This window comes from Flavobacterium sinopsychrotolerans, assembly GCF_900110375.1.
Taxonomy (GTDB): Bacteria; Bacteroidota; Bacteroidia; order Flavobacteriales; family Flavobacteriaceae; genus Flavobacterium; species Flavobacterium sinopsychrotolerans.
This window is the reverse complement of sequence record NZ_FODN01000001.1, coordinates 937,589-954,524: the sequence shown is the minus strand read 5'-3', so window position 1 is coordinate 954,524 and position 16,936 is coordinate 937,589. Positions and strand designations below refer to the sequence as shown.

The 16,936-nt window shown below is 34.2% G+C and carries 16 protein-coding genes; 9 read left to right on the top strand and 7 right to left on the bottom strand.

Annotated elements, in window-relative coordinates; translation table 11 throughout:
• Positions 1 to 31: 31 nt before the first annotated feature.
• Both BMX64_RS04295 and BMX64_RS04290 read right to left on the bottom strand, forming a co-directional pair.
• Positions 32 to 1,315 carry a hypothetical protein gene (locus BMX64_RS04295; protein ID WP_091166493.1) on the bottom strand — a complete coding sequence of 428 codons (1,284 nt, stop codon included), beginning with the start codon at positions 1,313 to 1,315 and terminating at the stop codon, positions 32 to 34.
• Positions 1,316 to 1,485: 170 nt separating this feature from the next.
• Positions 1,486 to 1,929, bottom strand: coding sequence for a hypothetical protein (locus tag BMX64_RS04290; protein ID WP_091166492.1), 444 nt, complete (start codon positions 1,927 to 1,929; stop codon positions 1,486 to 1,488).
• 358 nt (positions 1,930 to 2,287) lie between these two features.
• Here BMX64_RS04290 and BMX64_RS04285 point away from each other — a divergent pair, with 358 nt between their 5' ends.
• The 7 genes from BMX64_RS04285 (at position 2,288) to BMX64_RS04255 (ending at position 8,127) form a co-directional block, all read left to right on the top strand.
• On the top strand, positions 2,288 to 3,436 hold the full coding sequence (locus BMX64_RS04285; protein WP_091166491.1) for a DNA polymerase III subunit: 1,149 nt from the start codon (positions 2,288 to 2,290) through the stop codon (positions 3,434 to 3,436).
• A gap of 4 nt (positions 3,437 to 3,440) precedes the next feature.
• Entirely contained in the window at positions 3,441 to 3,824 is a 384-nt protein-coding gene (locus tag BMX64_RS04280) for a DoxX family membrane protein (RefSeq protein WP_091166490.1), read from the top strand.
• 48 nt (positions 3,825 to 3,872) lie between these two features.
• A complete protein-coding gene (locus BMX64_RS04275; protein ID WP_091166489.1) occupies positions 3,873 to 4,382 on the top strand; it encodes an acyl-CoA thioesterase in 510 nt (169 codons plus the stop codon).
• A 190-nt stretch (positions 4,383 to 4,572) separates the two neighbouring features.
• The gene (gene recA / locus BMX64_RS04270; protein ID WP_035674074.1) at positions 4,573 to 5,580 is read left to right on the top strand and encodes a recombinase RecA; all 1,008 of its coding nucleotides are present in this window, start codon (positions 4,573 to 4,575) and stop codon (positions 5,578 to 5,580) included.
• A gap of 134 nt (positions 5,581 to 5,714) precedes the next feature.
• Positions 5,715 to 6,128 carry a hypothetical protein gene (locus BMX64_RS04265; protein ID WP_091166488.1) on the top strand — a complete coding sequence of 138 codons (414 nt, stop codon included), beginning with the start codon at positions 5,715 to 5,717 and terminating at the stop codon, positions 6,126 to 6,128.
• A gap of 14 nt (positions 6,129 to 6,142) precedes the next feature.
• Positions 6,143 to 6,685, top strand: a complete 543-nt coding sequence (locus tag BMX64_RS04260; protein WP_091166561.1) for an RNA polymerase sigma factor — start codon at positions 6,143 to 6,145, stop codon at positions 6,683 to 6,685.
• Positions 6,682 to 8,127 (top strand): hypothetical protein, encoded by a 1,446-nt coding sequence (locus BMX64_RS04255; RefSeq protein WP_091166487.1) that lies wholly within the window; start codon positions 6,682 to 6,684, stop codon positions 8,125 to 8,127. Before BMX64_RS04260 ends, BMX64_RS04255 begins: the two co-directional genes overlap by 4 nt.
• On the opposite strand, the gene BMX64_RS04250 is transcribed toward BMX64_RS04255, so the two are convergent.
• On the bottom strand, positions 8,111 to 8,872 hold the full coding sequence (locus BMX64_RS04250; RefSeq protein ID WP_091166486.1) for a lysophospholipid acyltransferase family protein: 762 nt from the start codon (positions 8,870 to 8,872) through the stop codon (positions 8,111 to 8,113). The two genes, BMX64_RS04255 and BMX64_RS04250, sit on opposite strands and share 17 nt — an antisense overlap.
• Positions 8,873 to 9,130: 258 nt before the next feature.
• Here BMX64_RS04250 and trpS point away from each other — a divergent pair, with 258 nt between their 5' ends.
• The gene (gene trpS, locus BMX64_RS04245; protein WP_091166485.1) at positions 9,131 to 10,105 is read left to right on the top strand and encodes a tryptophan--tRNA ligase; all 975 of its coding nucleotides are present in this window, start codon (positions 9,131 to 9,133) and stop codon (positions 10,103 to 10,105) included.
• Positions 10,106 to 10,193: 88 nt separating this feature from the next.
• Here the strand turns inward: trpS and dprA are convergent, their stop codons facing one another.
• The gene (gene dprA / locus BMX64_RS04240) at positions 10,194 to 11,294 is read right to left on the bottom strand and encodes a DNA-processing protein DprA (protein ID WP_091166484.1); all 1,101 of its coding nucleotides are present in this window, start codon (positions 11,292 to 11,294) and stop codon (positions 10,194 to 10,196) included.
• Positions 11,295 to 11,396: 102 nt separating this feature from the next.
• Here dprA and BMX64_RS04235 point away from each other — a divergent pair, with 102 nt between their 5' ends.
• Entirely contained in the window at positions 11,397 to 12,344 is a 948-nt protein-coding gene (locus BMX64_RS04235; protein WP_091166483.1) for an HU domain-containing protein, read from the top strand.
• A gap of 312 nt (positions 12,345 to 12,656) precedes the next feature.
• Here the strand turns inward: BMX64_RS04235 and BMX64_RS04230 are convergent, their stop codons facing one another.
• The 3 genes from BMX64_RS04230 to BMX64_RS04220 form a co-directional block, all read right to left on the bottom strand.
• Positions 12,657 to 14,924, bottom strand: a complete 2,268-nt coding sequence (locus tag BMX64_RS04230; RefSeq protein ID WP_091166482.1) for a helix-turn-helix domain-containing protein — start codon at positions 14,922 to 14,924, stop codon at positions 12,657 to 12,659.
• A 298-nt stretch (positions 14,925 to 15,222) separates the two neighbouring features.
• Positions 15,223 to 15,789, bottom strand: a complete 567-nt coding sequence (locus BMX64_RS04225) for an OmpH/Skp family outer membrane protein (RefSeq protein ID WP_091166481.1) — start codon at positions 15,787 to 15,789, stop codon at positions 15,223 to 15,225.
• Positions 15,790 to 16,033: 244 nt separating this feature from the next.
• Positions 16,034 to 16,882 carry a class I SAM-dependent methyltransferase gene (locus tag BMX64_RS04220; protein ID WP_091166480.1) on the bottom strand — a complete coding sequence of 283 codons (849 nt, stop codon included), beginning with the start codon at positions 16,880 to 16,882 and terminating at the stop codon, positions 16,034 to 16,036.
• Positions 16,883 to 16,936: the final 54 nt, after the last annotated feature.

Genomic DNA, 16,936 nt, shown 5'->3' with positions numbered 1-16,936 from the left:
TCTTAAATTGCAGCATTTGTACATGTAATTTCTATTTAGATGCTGTAATTTTTGATAATTGTAATCGGTAATCTGGTTTTTTATCGTTTGAAAAATCTATAAATGTCTCCGAGTTATTTCCTTTTGAATACACATTAAAAAATACACTTTGACCATACCAACTTTCTAAATCTTCGTTATTAGTGTTGTTTTCCGTAAAAATATTTCCGTTACAATTATTGAAATACATGGCTTCAAATTGCATTTTCTTCAAGTTTTTGTCATTAATTTCAATATTGCTATCCAATAAAACAGCTGGATTAAAACCTGATATCACACTTCTCTTAAATAAAAGTGATGCATTCTCTCCAATATATACTGCTGATTTTATTAAACCTGCTTGTATATCTGCTCTCAAATTTTCACTATCATTTACCATCGTTAAATTTGTAGCGGTAACTACGGTTGCTTTTTTTGAAAAATCAGTTTCTTCTTTTCTTTCATAACCCAAAACCTCTACACATCTAGAGTCAGAATCACTTGATACATAAGATGATCTAATTGCTAATGAATTATCAATTCGGCATTGAGTCCCTTGAGTAAACTTAAAATCATCTTTTTTAGATCGAAGAGAAACCATTTTATTTAAGTTAAGTTCTCCACCAAAAATGTCAAAAGAATTTCCACCACAATAGCTGACCATCACGTTTTCAACAATCGTTTTAGAACCTAAGCCGGCTAATAACAATCCACTAAAATTATCGTTCCCTTTAATCCTTTTGCCGGCAAATTCTATTCGAACATATCTTATAATGCCCGAAGAACCAACAGAATTAGTTCCTCCATAAGTATTAAAATTAGGGTCTAGCTCTAAATTTAATGAAGAGTAATTTCCAAATTTATTTATTGGAGCGTCACCTAAAATAATAATACCACCCCAATCTCCAGCTTTTTTTGTACTGGCATTTGAAGTAAAAACGATTGGATCCGTTTCTAAACCATCTGCAATTAATGTCGCTCCTTTAGTAATAATAAGTGCGCCTTTAGATTGAAAATCACCTATTATTTTTGTTCCGGGTTCAATTGTTAAAACTGCATTATTAGTAACATAAACATCTCCTTGGAGAACGTAAATATTTCTTTTCAACAACTTTGTATTTATTGAAATGCTTCCGGCTAATATTTGATTGGCTTCGCCATAATCAACAATATTGGGTTTAAATTCTGTCCAGTTATTTAGCCAGTTACTTGAACCAATTATGCCTTTTTCTTGTTGCGCATTAACATCACAAACTATTAAAAGAACAATCCATATAATTTGGGTTATGTTTTTCATTGAAATAAGTTATAAATAATTCGTAACACATGACTGTGTAACTAAATTAGGATTAAAAAACTAAATGGGTTTTAATTTTAAAATCATGTAGATTCAAATCTACATGATTTTAAAATTTGTTCCCTTAGAACTAAACGTTGAAGAAATCAAGCTTTTTTCAAACAAAAAAATTAAAGTTCATTAAATACATGAAGTTCTTTCAATGTATTTTGATAAAATAAAATTGACGCTATTAAGTTATTTTTATCCGAATAAGGCATCATTTTCCTTTGAAAATCTACTGTCGTATTAAGAAAACTTGCTGTACTTTCAGATTGTAAATCTAGCGATTTTCTATGATCTGAATCATCCGGAATACCTAAATCAGCCATAGTTACTCCAGGTTTTGTAGCAAGTGCAACATAGGGTAAAATTTTAACTAAAACCTTGATACGCTCTATATATAACTCAAGCAACTCCCCTTTTTGCATACCATTCAATTCTTTTTGATCATAATATTGCCTGATAGATGCAGTGGTACTAATGATACTTTTAGGTAAGTTTTTGTTTTGAGCAGATACAGTGCCCGCTACTAACAAAAAAAACAGACTGAAGAAAATAATTTTTCTTTTCATAGCTTTATTATAAAATTATTAATAAAACTCAAAAATATACAAATATTTTGAATTTACAACTTTTCAATACTATTTTTAAACTAAAAGCATTATAAAAAAAACATAAAAATTTATCCACAACAACTACTAACATTAAGAAATTAAGAAAAAAACGCTTTAAATATTTATTATTTATACCAAAGATGAATTCCTTTAACAGGACAAATAGTAGGGTTAAGGCATTTTTATTCTTAGAAAAAAACCGAAACAAAAAACCGTAAACTCTAGACGACTACTTATTATTTCTATCAAACTCAATTGAATATAAACTTTGCATTCTAAAATTTTAGACTAAACCATTTTCTGCTATCTTTGCTTTATGCAATTTTCAGAAATTTTAGGACAAGAACACATCAAAAGTCATTTGACAAAAAGTGCTGATTTGGGTAGAATTCCACATGCACAATTATTTGTTGGTCCTGAAGGTAGTGGCACCTTGCCTATGGCAATTGCTTACGCGCAATACATCATTTGCAGCAATCAAAACGCGGAAAACTCAGGTTCAAATGAATCTTGCAACATTAAATTTCATAAAATATCGCATCCGGATTTGCATTTCATTTACCCAACGGTAAGTACCGAAGACGTAAAAACCAAACCTAAAAGCATCGATTTTATCATGGAATGGCGTCAGTTTTTAGAGCTAAACTCGTACGGAAGTTTGTTTGATTGGTACCAAATGCTGGGTGTTAAAAACAAACAAGGCGAAATCAGGGTTGACGATGCGCAGGAAATTTTGAAATCGCTGGCTTTAAAATCCTACGAAGGCGGATACAAAGTAATGATTATTTGGATGGCCGATAAATTGAATATTGCCGCTTCCAATAAACTGCTGAAATTACTTGAAGAGCCTACAGACAAAACTGTTTTCATTCTGATTTCGGAAAATGAAGAAGATATCATTCAAACCATTCGTTCCCGATGCCAAGTGTTGCATTTTAACGGACTAAGTGAAACTGTAATTGCAGAAGCTTTAGTTTCAAAAGAAAGCATGGAATCAAAAGAAGCTTTAAAAATAGCGCATCAGGCACAAGGAAATTACAACAAAGCACTGCAATTACTGCAACCGGACAGCGAATCGGTTTTTTTTGAAAAATGGTTCGTTGATTGGGTTCGGGCTGCTTTTAGGGCCAAAGGAAACGCCGCAGCCATTCAGGATTTGATTCAATGGAGCGAGCAAATTGCCGGTTTAGGAAGAGAAACCCAGAAGAAATTTTTACATTTCTGCATCGACATGTTCCGTCAGGCATTGTTGTTGAATTACCAAACGCCAAGTTTAGTTTACATGGAACCACAAGTTGAAAAGTTCAAACTGGAGAATTTTGCGCCTTTCGTAAACGGCAACAATATCAACGATATTTTCAAAGAACTTTCGGAAGCCATGTATCACATTGAACGCAACGGAAACGCTAAAATTATTCTCACCGATTTATCCATAAAACTTACCCGTTTAATTCACAAAAAATAAAAACATGAACAACATTACTTCTATTTTGATTTTAATTTTCCTGGCCATCACTTTTCTGCAATCCGGTTATGACAAACTGTTTTATTGGAAAGACAATGTAGACTGGTTGAAAGGCCATTTCGCTAAAACGCCGTTAAAAAATCATGTGCCTTTAGCATTACTGAACATTTTAATTTTAGAGTTAATCTCTGGTATTTTATGTGTGGTGGGTTGCATCGAATTATTCGTGAATAATGGCAGAATCTTCGGTTTTTACGGAGCCGTTTTCTCCTGCATCACGTTGTTGATGTTGCTTTTTGGACAACGATTGGCCAAAGATTATGATGGCGCCAGAACAATTGTGATCTATTTTATCCCTGCAATATTGGCCGTTTATTGGTTAAACTAGACTTTACAACTTATTATTTTGAACAACAATTCCTTTTTACATAAAAAAATGACACCAAAACACCCTTCAGAATCCCTGACGATATTAACAGATTTGGTTTTACCAAGTGAGACCAATCCTTTGAACAATCTTTTTGGAGGAGAACTATTAGCCCGTATGGATCGCGCAGCGAGTATAGCGGCACGAAGACATTCCCGTAGAATTGTAGTTACTGCATCCGTCAATCATGTTGCTTTCAACAGAGCCATTCCGCTGGGAAGTGTCGTTACTGTGGAAGCTAAAGTTTCCAGATCTTTCAAGAGTTCAATGGAAATATACATTGACATTTGGGTCGAAGACAGAGAATCGGGCAACAAAACCAAAGCCAATGAAGCGATTTATACTTTTGTGGCGGTTGACGATACGGGTAGACCAGTTGAAGTACCACAAATTGTTCCGGAAACCGAACTAGAAAAACAACGTTTTGAAGCCGCATTGCGACGCAAACAACTGAGTTTAGTTTTGGCTGGTAAAATGAACCCACACGATGCAACCGAATTAAAAGCATTGTTCACATAATACGCATAATTGACTTGTAGTTTTTAATTTAAAATATTCTGGAAAGAGAAATTTTTAATTAAAAAAAGAAGTATTTTTACGAAAATAAATGTTCAGTATACAAATGAAATTACAGGGTAATTAGTCATCCTGTCAGTTTATTACCGTTATAAAACAATACAAATAGATGAAAGAAAAGGTAAAAGAGAAGATGAGTACAGAGAAAGAATCTAAATTAAAAGCGCTACAACTTACGCTTGACAAACTAGACAAAACCTACGGAAAAGGAACAGTAATGAAAATGGGCGACAAAGCCATTGAAGAGGTGGAAACTATTTCTTCAGGGTCTTTAGGAATCGATTTAGCATTAGGAGTTGGCGGTTATCCAAGAGGAAGAATTATTGAAATATATGGTCCGGAATCTTCTGGAAAAACCACGTTGACACTTCACGCTATTGCTGAAGCTCAAAAAGCAGGTGGAATTGCTGCCTTTATTGATGCAGAACACGCTTTCGATAGAAATTATGCTGAGAAATTAGGTGTGGACATCGAAAACTTAATCATATCACAACCCGATAACGGAGAGCAAGCATTAGAGATTGCAGAGAACTTGATTCGTTCCGGAGCAATTGACATTGTTGTAATTGACTCGGTTGCTGCTTTGACGCCAAAAAGTGAAATTGAAGGCGAAATGGGAGATTCTAAAATGGGATTACACGCTCGTTTGATGTCTCAAGCATTGCGTAAATTGACAGGGACGATCAGCAAAACACATTGTACGGTTTTCTTTATCAATCAATTGAGAGAGAAAATTGGAGTGATGTTTGGAAATCCAGAAACAACTACTGGAGGAAATGCATTGAAGTTTTACGCTTCGGTTCGTTTAGATATCCGTCGTTCTACACAAATTAAAGATGGTGATAACGTACTTGGAAACAGAACCAAAGTAAAAGTGGTGAAAAACAAAGTTGCTCCACCATTTAAAATCGCTGAATTTGACATCATGTATGGTGAAGGAATTTCAAAAACAGGAGAGATTCTAGATCTTGCCGTTGAATTTGAAATCATCAAAAAAGCGGGATCTTGGTTCAGTTACGGTGAAACCAAACTAGGGCAAGGTCGTGATGCTGTTAAGTCTTTAATCAAAGACAATCCGGAATTAGCGGATGAACTTGAAGAAAAAATCAAAGCTAGAATAAAAGAACTAGCTGAAGCATAAAAAACTAAAACCCGAGAATATCGGGTTTTTTCATTTTTAAACGCAACCTTTTTTTAAAATTTCATCTATAAAGAAACCGTCTACAAAAACTTTTAAAGTGGCGGAATCGTATTAACTTTTTAAAATTATAAAAGATGAAAAAACTTATTTTACTCACCCTATTTTTATTGACACTGGTTTCTTGTAGTATTGACGATGATCAACAAAAATACAGTTCCGAAATACTTCCAATAGACAGTTATACGCTACCCGAATCTTTTAAACTAGGAGAAACGTATGAAATAAAATTGAAGTATAAAAAACCTTCAGACTGTCATTATTTTCAAGGAATTTATTACGACAAGGATTTAAATATCAGAACCATTGGCATACAAACTACAGTTTTGGAAAGCACTGATTGCAAACCATTGACTACTGAAGCTACAGAAGTCTCTTTCAAATTTTACGTAACTAACACCGGTTCCTATATTTTCAAATTTTATAAAGGAGAAGATGCCGATGGTAAAAATATTTTTGAGGAAGTAGAAGTTCCAGTTACCACTAATTAATGCCTGATCATACTGTGGGATTAGATGAAATAATCAATCAATGTAAAAAAAACAACTCCAAAGCACAAGCACAGTTATACCAATTGTTTGCAAAAAAATTCTATGGAGTATGTTTAAAGTATTCTTCTAATTATGCAGATGCTGAGGACAATTTACAAGATGGGTTTTTGATTATTTTCGGAAAAATTGAACAGTATAATTTTAAAGGTTCTTTCGAAGGATGGGCAAAAAGAATCGTAATTAATAATGCCCTTCAAAAATTCAAAGGTGTCCGATATATGGAGGTTATAAATGACAATATTCCTGATGAAGAAGTTGAAATTGATGCCGAGAATATTTCTATTGATTATTTAATGAAAATCATCCACGAGTTACCGGATCAATACCGCTTAGTATTCAGTCTTTATGTACTTGATGGCTATTCCCACAAAGAAGTTTCTGAAATGCTGAAAATTTCTACAGGAACCACAAAATCAAATCTTGCTAGAGCCAGAGCAATATTAAAAGACAAAATTGATGCTTATTCAACAATTAAAATAAAGTCGTCTGCAAAATGAATGATAAAAAAAATATAGACCGATTTTTTCAAGAAAAATTCAAGGATTTTGAAATGAATCCGAATGAGCAAGTCTGGAAAAACATCCAAACTGCATTAGATAAAAAGAAGAAAAAAAGAAAAATAATTCCTTTCTGGATAAAATTTCCAGGAATTGCAGCGGCTTTTCTTCTGGGTTTATTCGCATTGAATTCCATTTTTAAAACGGAAATAGAAATAAATAAAAGCATCGTTCTAGAACCAAATATTTTAAAAAATTCTTCTAAAAATAAGGACTCTGTGATACCTAAAACAGAAAACAATACCAATCTTTTAGAAATAAAAAAAGTTCCTCAAGTCGCTATAAATAATACTATTAAAACTGGGAAAACAAATGAAAAAAAATTCATACATGCTGATAAATCGAAAGTCTATTCTGAGAAAAAGAACAATCAAACTAATGCTCTTGTTAATCTACAAGAAAATTATACTGCGATAAAACAAGCCTCTCCGGATAACAATGTCGTGACATCTGAATACATCACTACAGAAAAAAATGGTATAACAACTGATAAAACATTTGATAATTTTCAAAATAAAACATTGAAAAAAAGTGGTTTAGAAGAAGGCGGGAACTCTAAAATTGCTGCAATAGATTCCAAAAAACAGTCATCGAGTAATACTGAAACGCCCAACGAATTAGAAGAAATCCTTAAAAAGAGAAAAGGAGAAGAAAAAGAAGTTGTAGTTCTTAATCAAAAAAACAAGTGGCAAATTACGCCAAACATCGCGGCGGTGTATCTGAATTCAAATTCAGGCGGCTCTGCTATTGACCCACAATTTTCAGAAAATCAAAAAACGGCCGATAACAGCTTAAGTTTTGGTGTTGGGGTAAATTATGCTGTTTCTAAAAAAGTAGCCTTACGAAGCGGAATTAACAAGTTGTCGTTAGGATACAACACGAATAACGTAGTCTACTCAACCGGTTTGGCAAACAATAATCTGGCAAATATCAATTATTCTTCAAATGCATTAATTGAGATTAAAAATGAAGCTGGTCTTAACACGCTATTGACTTTTGAAAAAGACTTGCAAAAAACAAATACAGGCGCTATCAATCAAAAAATGGGCTATTACGAAGTTCCTTTGGAAATTTCCTATGCTGTTTTGGATAAAAAATTTGGAATCAACGTTATTGGAGGTGTAAGTACTTTGTTTCTCAGTCAGAATAAAATATCGTTAGTTTCCTCTGAAACCAATGTGAAATTAGGAGAGGCAAAAAACCTGAATCAAGTCCATTTCAGTACTAATGTGGGTCTAGGATTTAAGTACCAGATTATAAAATCATTCCAAATTAATGTGGAACCAATGCTTAAATATCAATTGAATACCTTTTCCAACAACTCGGGTGACTTTAAACCGCTATTTATCGGCTTGTATTCTGGTATTAGTTATAGCTTTTAATTGGATCAGAATCGAAAGCTATCAGTTGATTGTATATTATTTCGCGCACTTCTTCACGAATTTCTTTGCGGTCAAAACCGGTTTTTCCTAAAGTCTCTACGTGCGAATGCATTTTTACACGCATAATTCCTGGGCTTCCGCTAAAAAAAGTATAGGAAAATCTCCTTTTGTTATCGGCAAAAGTAATGGGAACAATAGGAATTTCGTGTTCTATCGCCAAGCGAAAAGCACCGTCTTTGAAAGTATCTAACAAAACCGATTCGTCATCCGGAACGCCGCCTTCTGGAAAAATACAAATACTCAATCCTTGATTAATTCTTTTTTGAGCGCGGTTAAAAACTTCCATTTTACTTTTTGAAGAACTTCTGTCCACTAAAATACAGGTTCTTTTATAGAAAAATCCAAACAAAGGAATTTTTGACAATTCTTTTTTACCCACAAAAACAAACGGATTTCTTGTTAGGGCAAGCATCAGCATAATATCGGCCATTGAGGTGTGATTGGCAACAATCATGTAACTTTTTTGGTATTCCATTTCTTGGCTTTTGTCTATTTTATAATAAAATCCCATCCCGAAAAGAATAAATTTTGCCCAAATACGAGCCATCTTAAAAAAATAAGGATAGCCACCTTCCGTCAAAATAGATAATACCAGAAAAGGAAACATCACCAATATGGGAATGGTCATCAAAATATAAAACCAAATGCGCCACAATACCCAAAAAATAATTTTTAATCCTCTCATAGGTTCAAAAGTAAGAAATCAGATGTTATGATGGTCAAAAAATATTCTTCGGTTTTTCTACATATAAGTCATCAAAGTTTTTAAGTTACTGGTCAATTACAACTCGCTCTTTTAATCATCAAGTTTTTAAAGACTTAAATGACTTATATGGTTAAAAAAATTACTAACACCATTTAAAATAAGTTGATTTTATAATTTGCGAATTTGCGGTAAAAATTAAAAAACTTTGCGAACTTTGCGCTTAAGAAAAAAGAAATAATGGCAAAAATACTTACAGGCGTTCAAAGTACTGGAACACCACATTTAGGAAACTTACTTGGCGCAATCATTCCCGCAATAGCATTATCAAATAAACCTGAAAACGAATCCTTTCTTTTCATTGCTGATTTACATTCGATAACACAAATAAAAAACGGTGAAACCTTACGAACCAATACTTACAGTACCGCTGCAGCTTGGCTTGCTTGTGGTTTGAATGTGGACAAAGTAGTTTTCTACAGACAATCTGATGTGCCACAAACAGCGGAATTATCATGGTATTTGAGTTGCTTTTTTCCTTTTCAACGCTTGACATTAGCGCATTCTTTCAAAGACAAAGCGGACAGACTGGAAGACGTAAACGCTGGTTTGTTTACCTATCCAATGCTGATGGCTGCCGATATTTTATTATACGACGCTGAACTGGTTCCGGTAGGAAAAGACCAATTGCAACACGTTGAAATCACGCGTGATGTAGCCTCCCGTTTCAACCACCAAATGGGAGAAACTTTTGTACTTCCCGAAGCCAAAATTCAGGAAGACAGCATGTTGATTCCAGGAACTAATGGCGGAAAGATGAGTAAATCAGCCAATAATATAATCAATATCTTTCTAGATGACAAAGCGTTGCGCAAACAAGTCATGAGTATTGAAACCGACAGCACACCACTAGAAGATCATAAAAATCCAGACACTTGCAATGCTTTTGCTATTTATTCTTTATTAGCAAATGAAGAACAAATCGCGGCGATGAAAGCCAATTACCTTGGTGGAAATTATGGCTACGGTCATGCTAAACAAGCGTTGTTTGAATTGATTACAGAAACTTTCAAAACCGAAAGAGAAAAATACAATTATTACATCAATAATCTTAATGAAGTTGATGCTTTACTCAAGAAAGGAGCCGAAAAAGCTTCGGCTGTTGCCAATGGAGTTCTGGCAAGAGTGAGGGAGAAATTAGGATTTGAGATGTAAAATCCATTTTTAAAACATATAAGTCGTGTAAGTTTTTTTATAGTTTTATTTCTATTTCACGAAAGCTTACATGACTTATATTTTAAAATCAAATCGCCTCAAACAATTTCCCCGGCAAAGGCCGTATCACGCCTTTCAGTTCCATATTCAACAGCATTCCTGAGATTTTATAAATAGGGAAATCACAGCGCAAAGCAATAATATCCATAAGTTCTTTCCCGGTTTTAAGGAGGTAATCGTATACTTTTTGTTCGTCTTCATCTAAGTTTACAAACAATTGTTTTTGTACAGGTTTGGATTCCTTCTGAATATCCCAATTCAAAATATAAATCAAATCCGCGGCACTGGTCAGGACATTTGCTTTTTGGGTTTTTATCAGGTTGTTGCAGCCCTGACTGTATTTATCCGTAACACGTCCCGGGACCGCAAAAACATCACGGTTGTAATCATTCGCCATATTTGCAGTAATCAACGATCCGCCTCTATCGGCTGATTCAATTACGATTGTTGCTTCAGACATTCCCGCAACGATTCTGTTTCTTTTTACGAAATTTTCTTTATCCGGATTGGAAGAACTCCAAAACTCGGTCATAAAACCACCGTTCTGTTCGACTTTCGACACATATTTTTTATGGGTTTTCGGGTAAATTTGGTTCAAACCATGCGCCACCACGCCTATCGTCTGTAAATTATGTTCCATTGCCAGTTGATGTGCCACAATATCAACACCATAAGCAAAGCCACTCACGATTATAGGATCTAACGGAGCCAAATCTTCAATCAATTTTCTGCAAAATTCAGTTCCGTACGAGGTAATTTGGCGCGTTCCTACAATACTGATGATTCTTCTATTTTTTAAATTTATATTCCCAGAGGTAAATAATAAAAGTGGTCCATCAATACAATGTTTCAGTCGTTCTGGATAGTCTTCGTCCTGAAAATAAACCACATTGATTTCATTTGCTTTTATAAACTCCAGTTCTTGAGTTGCTTTTTCGAAAACCGATTTGTCTCTTAAATTTTTCAGCAAAACAGATCCTACTCCATCAATGGCAGCAAGTTGCGATGCCTTTGTATTAAAAACCGCTTCCGCAGTACCAAAATGAGTCAGCAGTTTTTTGGCTATTATGTCGCCCACACCTTCTATTCTTTGCAATGCCAATAAATAAAATAAATCCTGCTCTTTCATGCTAATTATTTGAGAGTGAAATGTATAAATTTTTATGCGGATTGTTAATAAAAATTGTGAATAAAATTTTGATAACTATTTTGGTTGTATAACTTTGTAAGTATGAAAATCGAACTATACATCGCGCAGCTTTTATACCGTTATCAATGTGTTACCGTTCCTGGTTTCGGAGCTTTTTTGACCGAAATCCAATCGGCTAAACTAAACGAAAGTACAAATTCATTTTCTCCACCCAAAAAAATGATTGCTTTCAATGCAAATCTGAAAAACAATGATGGTTTATTAGCCAATCATATCGCTTTAGCAGAAAAAACTTCTTATGAATATGCCGTAAGTAAAATTCAATACGAGGTATTTAATTGGAAAAAAGCATTTGAAGAAAACGAACTTATATCAATAAAAAATGTAGGTGATCTTCGTTTGAATGCAGATAAAAACATCGTTTTCACTCCCTACGATCAAACGAATTATTTAACTAGTTCTTTTGGGTTGGCTCCTTTTGTTTCACCACTTGTAAAAAGAGCAATCTTCGAAAAAGAAGTGGAAGCGATTGAAGAAAAAGCAACTATCACAATGGTTTCTGAAGAAACCAGAACAGCGAATCCGTATTTAAAATACGCTGCTATTTTTGTATTAGGATTGGGACTTGCAGGAAGTGTTGGTTATCCAATGTATCAAAACCAAATCGCCTCAGAAACGATTCTTGTTGAAACTGCCGTTCAAAAACAAGTTCAAAATAAAATTCAGCAAGCCACTTTCTTCATCGAAAGTCCGGTTCCTGCTGTTACACTTTCAGTAAAGTCGACTACCGAAATAAAAATGCCGTATCACATTATGGCCGGAGTGTACAGAGAAGAAAAAAATGCTGATAAAACGTTGCGAATTTTAAATCGTTTAGGATATGATGCCAAACGAATCGCTCCTAACAAAAACGGTTATTTTCCCGTTTTATATGGTAGTTATGCCACATTTGCTGAAGCTGAAAAAGCAAAAAAAGAAATTAATGAAAAGCACAATCCAGAGGCTTGGATATTGATTCAATCACTATAAAAACAAAAACCCTATTCTAATCGAATAGGGTTTTTTAGTTCATAACATCTTATTAATTAAGCTAAAAGAATACTTTATATATCCATATAAAAACTCGAACTCGAAAAAATTATTATAACCAATAAAACGCTTTGATATTTAAACAATGAGGTTTAGAGTTTAAGAGAATTAGCTTGTGTTTCTGCATTAAGTTTTAGTTTTTTTAAACAAAATCATCAAGTTAGACTCAAGACATTAATAATTTTTAAAACATGAACTCTTAGTCTCTAAACCTCATTGTTTACATAATAAATTATTTCCTTTTTCAAATTTCTAATTTAAACTTGCTTTGTACATTCTCGCTTCTTCCCATGAGAATTTATGACCGTATTTTTCCATCATAGTATTCAGTGATTCTTCTTTATATCCGGCAAAAGCAATTGCCAAATCCTGCATTTTATCTTCTGGTAATACTTCCGAAATAGATACCGCTTTGGTTTGTATCAACTTCACAAAATGGGAGTAAATCGTTTGTTTGGTCAGCACCCTGATTGTAGCAATATCTTCAATTGATTTCTTTTCAACCCATAATTCGTAGGTTTCCTGAACTGTTGATTTTTTAGGTACTGCTGTTTTGGATTTTTTCGCAGTATAGCGCTCTACATCCCTATCGTCCTCAATCAAAGTAATATTTAGTTCTTTGAACTGATTTTGTATGGCTTCCGTTTTTCGGCTGATGTAATTTTTTACATCTGAAGACGTCAATTTCTCTTTAGAAATGGTTTCTCCTGCAACAACGGTTTCTATCAATAATTTGGCCTTCATTAAGCGCAGAACGGCTTTGGTTTGCAATTCTTCCAGCACAATTAATTCATCGTAAAACGCTTTTACTTTTTTGATGCGTTTTACTTCTTCGAGTTTCCAAAGGATTTCAAAAACCAAATCATCCATTGGTTTTAAAAAATAACTGAAAGCAGCTTGAATACGTTCCGATACATGATTCAAATCGACTGTTTCTTGACCAAAAAGTTTATTCAATTGCGATATGAATTTTTTGGATGGATCCAAAAGCTTTTCAATAACTTCCGTTTGTTTTTTGGCCCAAACGGCATGCTTGGATTTCTCTGAAATTTCTGATTTTTCGTTGTAACTGAATTTATGATTGCGCCATTCCTGAGCCAAATCACTCCAATCGAACGTGTTTATCAGATAGTTATGGATAAAATTTTTGGTTTCAAAATGCAAGGCATTCTCTAAAAACGAATCCGAAGCTTTGTTCAACGAATAATCCATCACATCCTGATCATTTGAAATGCCATTCATGCGCAGCGGAGAAAGCAAAATAAGCCCTTCTAACGAGCGCAAACGCGATAATGCAACATAAGCTTGTCCCGGAAGAAAAACCTGCGAAACATCAAGCGCAGCTTTGTCAAATGTCAATCCCTGGCTTTTATGAACTGTAATTGCCCACGCCAATTTGATGGGATAATGCACAAAAGTTCCCAAAACCTCTTCTTCAATTTCCTTAGTGGTTTCGTCCACTTTGTAGCGGATGTTTTGCCATTCGTACTTTTCGACTTCTATGGTTTTATTTTCTTCCGGAAAATGAACCAATATTTCCTTACTCGAAAGCGATTTGATAACGCCCATTTTTCCGTTAAAATAATGCTTATCAAAGGACAAATCGTTTTTCACAAACATGATTTGTGCGCCCAATTTCAACTGCAGTCGTTGTTCCACGGGAAATATTTTATCCGGAAAATCTCCAGTTATTTCGGGTTCGTATACTACTAACTTTCCTTCCAGATCTTCCAAAGCCTGAGCATTCATAGAATCGGCTTTGTTGTTGTGCGTGGTTAATGTTATGTAGCCTTTGTTTCCTTTTAAATCAAAATCAGGTTTTACGTATTGGTTTAAAGTTTGAATGTCTTGCTGCGAAATCTGGTTGTTGCGCAAATTATTCAAAACAGAAATAAACGTATCATCGGTCTGGCGAAAAATCTTAGACAATTCAATGTATAAAGGCGGATGTTGCTGCACAACGTGCGAATGAAAAAAGAATTTTCCTTTGTAATAAGTTTTCAGCGTACGCCATTCTTCGTCGCGAATTACCGGTGGCAACTGCAACAAATCTCCAATATACAAGACTTGAACGCCACCAAAAGCAGTACTTTTCTTGCGTACGGTTTGCATCATATAATCCATAGCGTCCAATAAATCAGCGCGAAGCATACTTACTTCATCAATTATCAACAATTCCATATTGCGAATCACTGATTTCTTCAAACCGCTCATTTTGAAATGCCTGCGCAAGGTAGCTTTGGTTTCAAATTTGGTGCTTTCAGAAAATTGAGGTGATGAATTGTCAGGAATAAATCCTCCAAACGGCAACTGAAACATCGAGTGAATGGTAACACCACCCGCATTTAAAGCGGCAATTCCCGTTGGCGCCACAACAACAGTGTTCTTGTGCGTGGTTTGGATAATTTCCCGTAAAAGTGTAGTTTTTCCCGTCCCTGCTTTCCCTGTAAGGAAAACGGATCGATGCGTTTGATTGATGAATCGTAAAGTGTAAGCGGCGGCTTCTGAAATGGTTTGCATTAGGCGTGTATATATAAAGCTAAAGTATTGAAAATTAGGAATACTATTTTAATTTTCGGAAAACATTTTAGGATTAAAATTCAACTATTTTTTAGCCCCGATAGCAGCGAAAATCCTCGAAATTTAGTAAGTGACTTTTTTCTAGCCGGAAAAGAGCGACCAACGGAAGCTCCTTTTATGGGTTAGAAAAAACACTTGCTAAACGAGAGATTACAGCGGATAGCGGGAAATAGCTTCAAAAAAAATGCCTTCAATCTAAAGCTAGACGAAGGCAATTTTTTGAATTAATATAAAAAAATTATTTTTTAGCTTCTGCTTTTTCTTCTGTTTTAGCAGGTGCTTTGTATTTATCATTCAGGCCTTTGATGATTTCTTTTGTAATATCAAATTTGTCTTCAGCGTATAGAATTGAAGCCGCGTCACCTGTACCGTAGATGTATGCATATCCTTTTTCTTTTCCGTACGCTTTGATGAATTTTTTTACTCCGCTTACTAAAGAATCCATTTCTTTTCCGCTTTCAACTTGCAATTCTTGAGACAATGCTTGTTGTGCGTAGCTTAATTGTTGTTCTTTCTTTTGCAATTCAGCTCCTTTTTGTTGTGCCCATGCTTGACCATTAGCTTGTGCCTGCGCTTGAAAACTTGCTGCTTCTTGCTTGAATCTTGCAATTTCAGCTTCTAGTTGTCTTCCTTTTTCTTCTGCTTTAGTTTTATATTTTGCTTCAAGGTCTTTTGCCTCTGTATATTCTTTCATTAATTCAGAAGTGTCTACGTAAGCTGTTTTTACTTCTTTAGCTGCTTCGGCTGGTTTGTTACAAGCAACAATTGAAATTGATAACGCGATAATTAATAATGCTTTTTTCATTTTGATAAATTTCTAGTTTTGAGTATTGGTGACAAAAATATAAAAAAATAGATAGCATTGACATAAAGTTTAAAAAATGCTACTTTTTTATGATATAGAATTTTATTATTATGATTAATGAATGTATAATTTATGACTATTAAAAACGGACTTCATATCTATTAATTAAAAGAATTACTTTTAAAATCCAATAATCACCCTCGATTTAGCCAAAAAATAAGCTTAAATAAGCTTAAAATGATTTTTAGTTATTTTTTAGGATATAAATGTGTGATGAATATTCGAAATTCTTCTTCGCTTCCCAATTTGACTGCAAACCGACAAAAAAGGCTTTTATATAATTCATTTTACCGGTTTTGTATTTTTCCGAAAGTAAGCTCACGTAAAAAGAGTCGAATTTCATAGGAAGTACTTTTACCAATTTCATTTCTTCTTTTTCGAAAAGCATTTTTATTGCCGTTTTAGAAAAATGCCAAAAATGAATTGGCACATCATAAGCAGCCCAAAACTTTCCGTAATGTTTTGCATCGAAAGATTTGAAATTTGGAACAGCAATAATTAAAGTTCCATTTGGTTTTAATAATCGTTTCAGTTCTTTGATTTGGTTTTCTAAATTAGGAACGTGTTCCAAAACATGCCACATCGAAATCACATCAAAAGAATGATTGTCTAATTCGCTGGTTGCTCCAACAAATGAAACGCCTTTCTTTTTTGCAATCGCTTTTGCTTTTTCGCTTGGCTCTACTCCTATCGTATGCCATCCGTTTTCTTTGGCCACAGATAAAAAATCACCTGTTCCGGCACCAATATCTAAAATGCTTCCTTTATTCGATTGCAGTGAATTGATTAAATTCAATTTGTTTTTCAGCGCAATAGTTTTTACAAAATGATATGCTTTTTCAAACAGAGACCTTTTGCTGTCAGTATGCGAAATATAATCTACGCTTTCGTAATACTTTCCTAAATTTTCTAAGCTGGGTTGCGGAGACGTAATCAGCATATCCAATTTATCATCATGATACAATTCGAAAATTTCCTGAGAAACAGAATAATCTTTAACGGTTAAAAAAGGCTTTTGGTTTGAAATATCCATTAATTAATAGTGCTTTTATATTTTAATTTTAAACTAAACCCTGAAAACACCAAC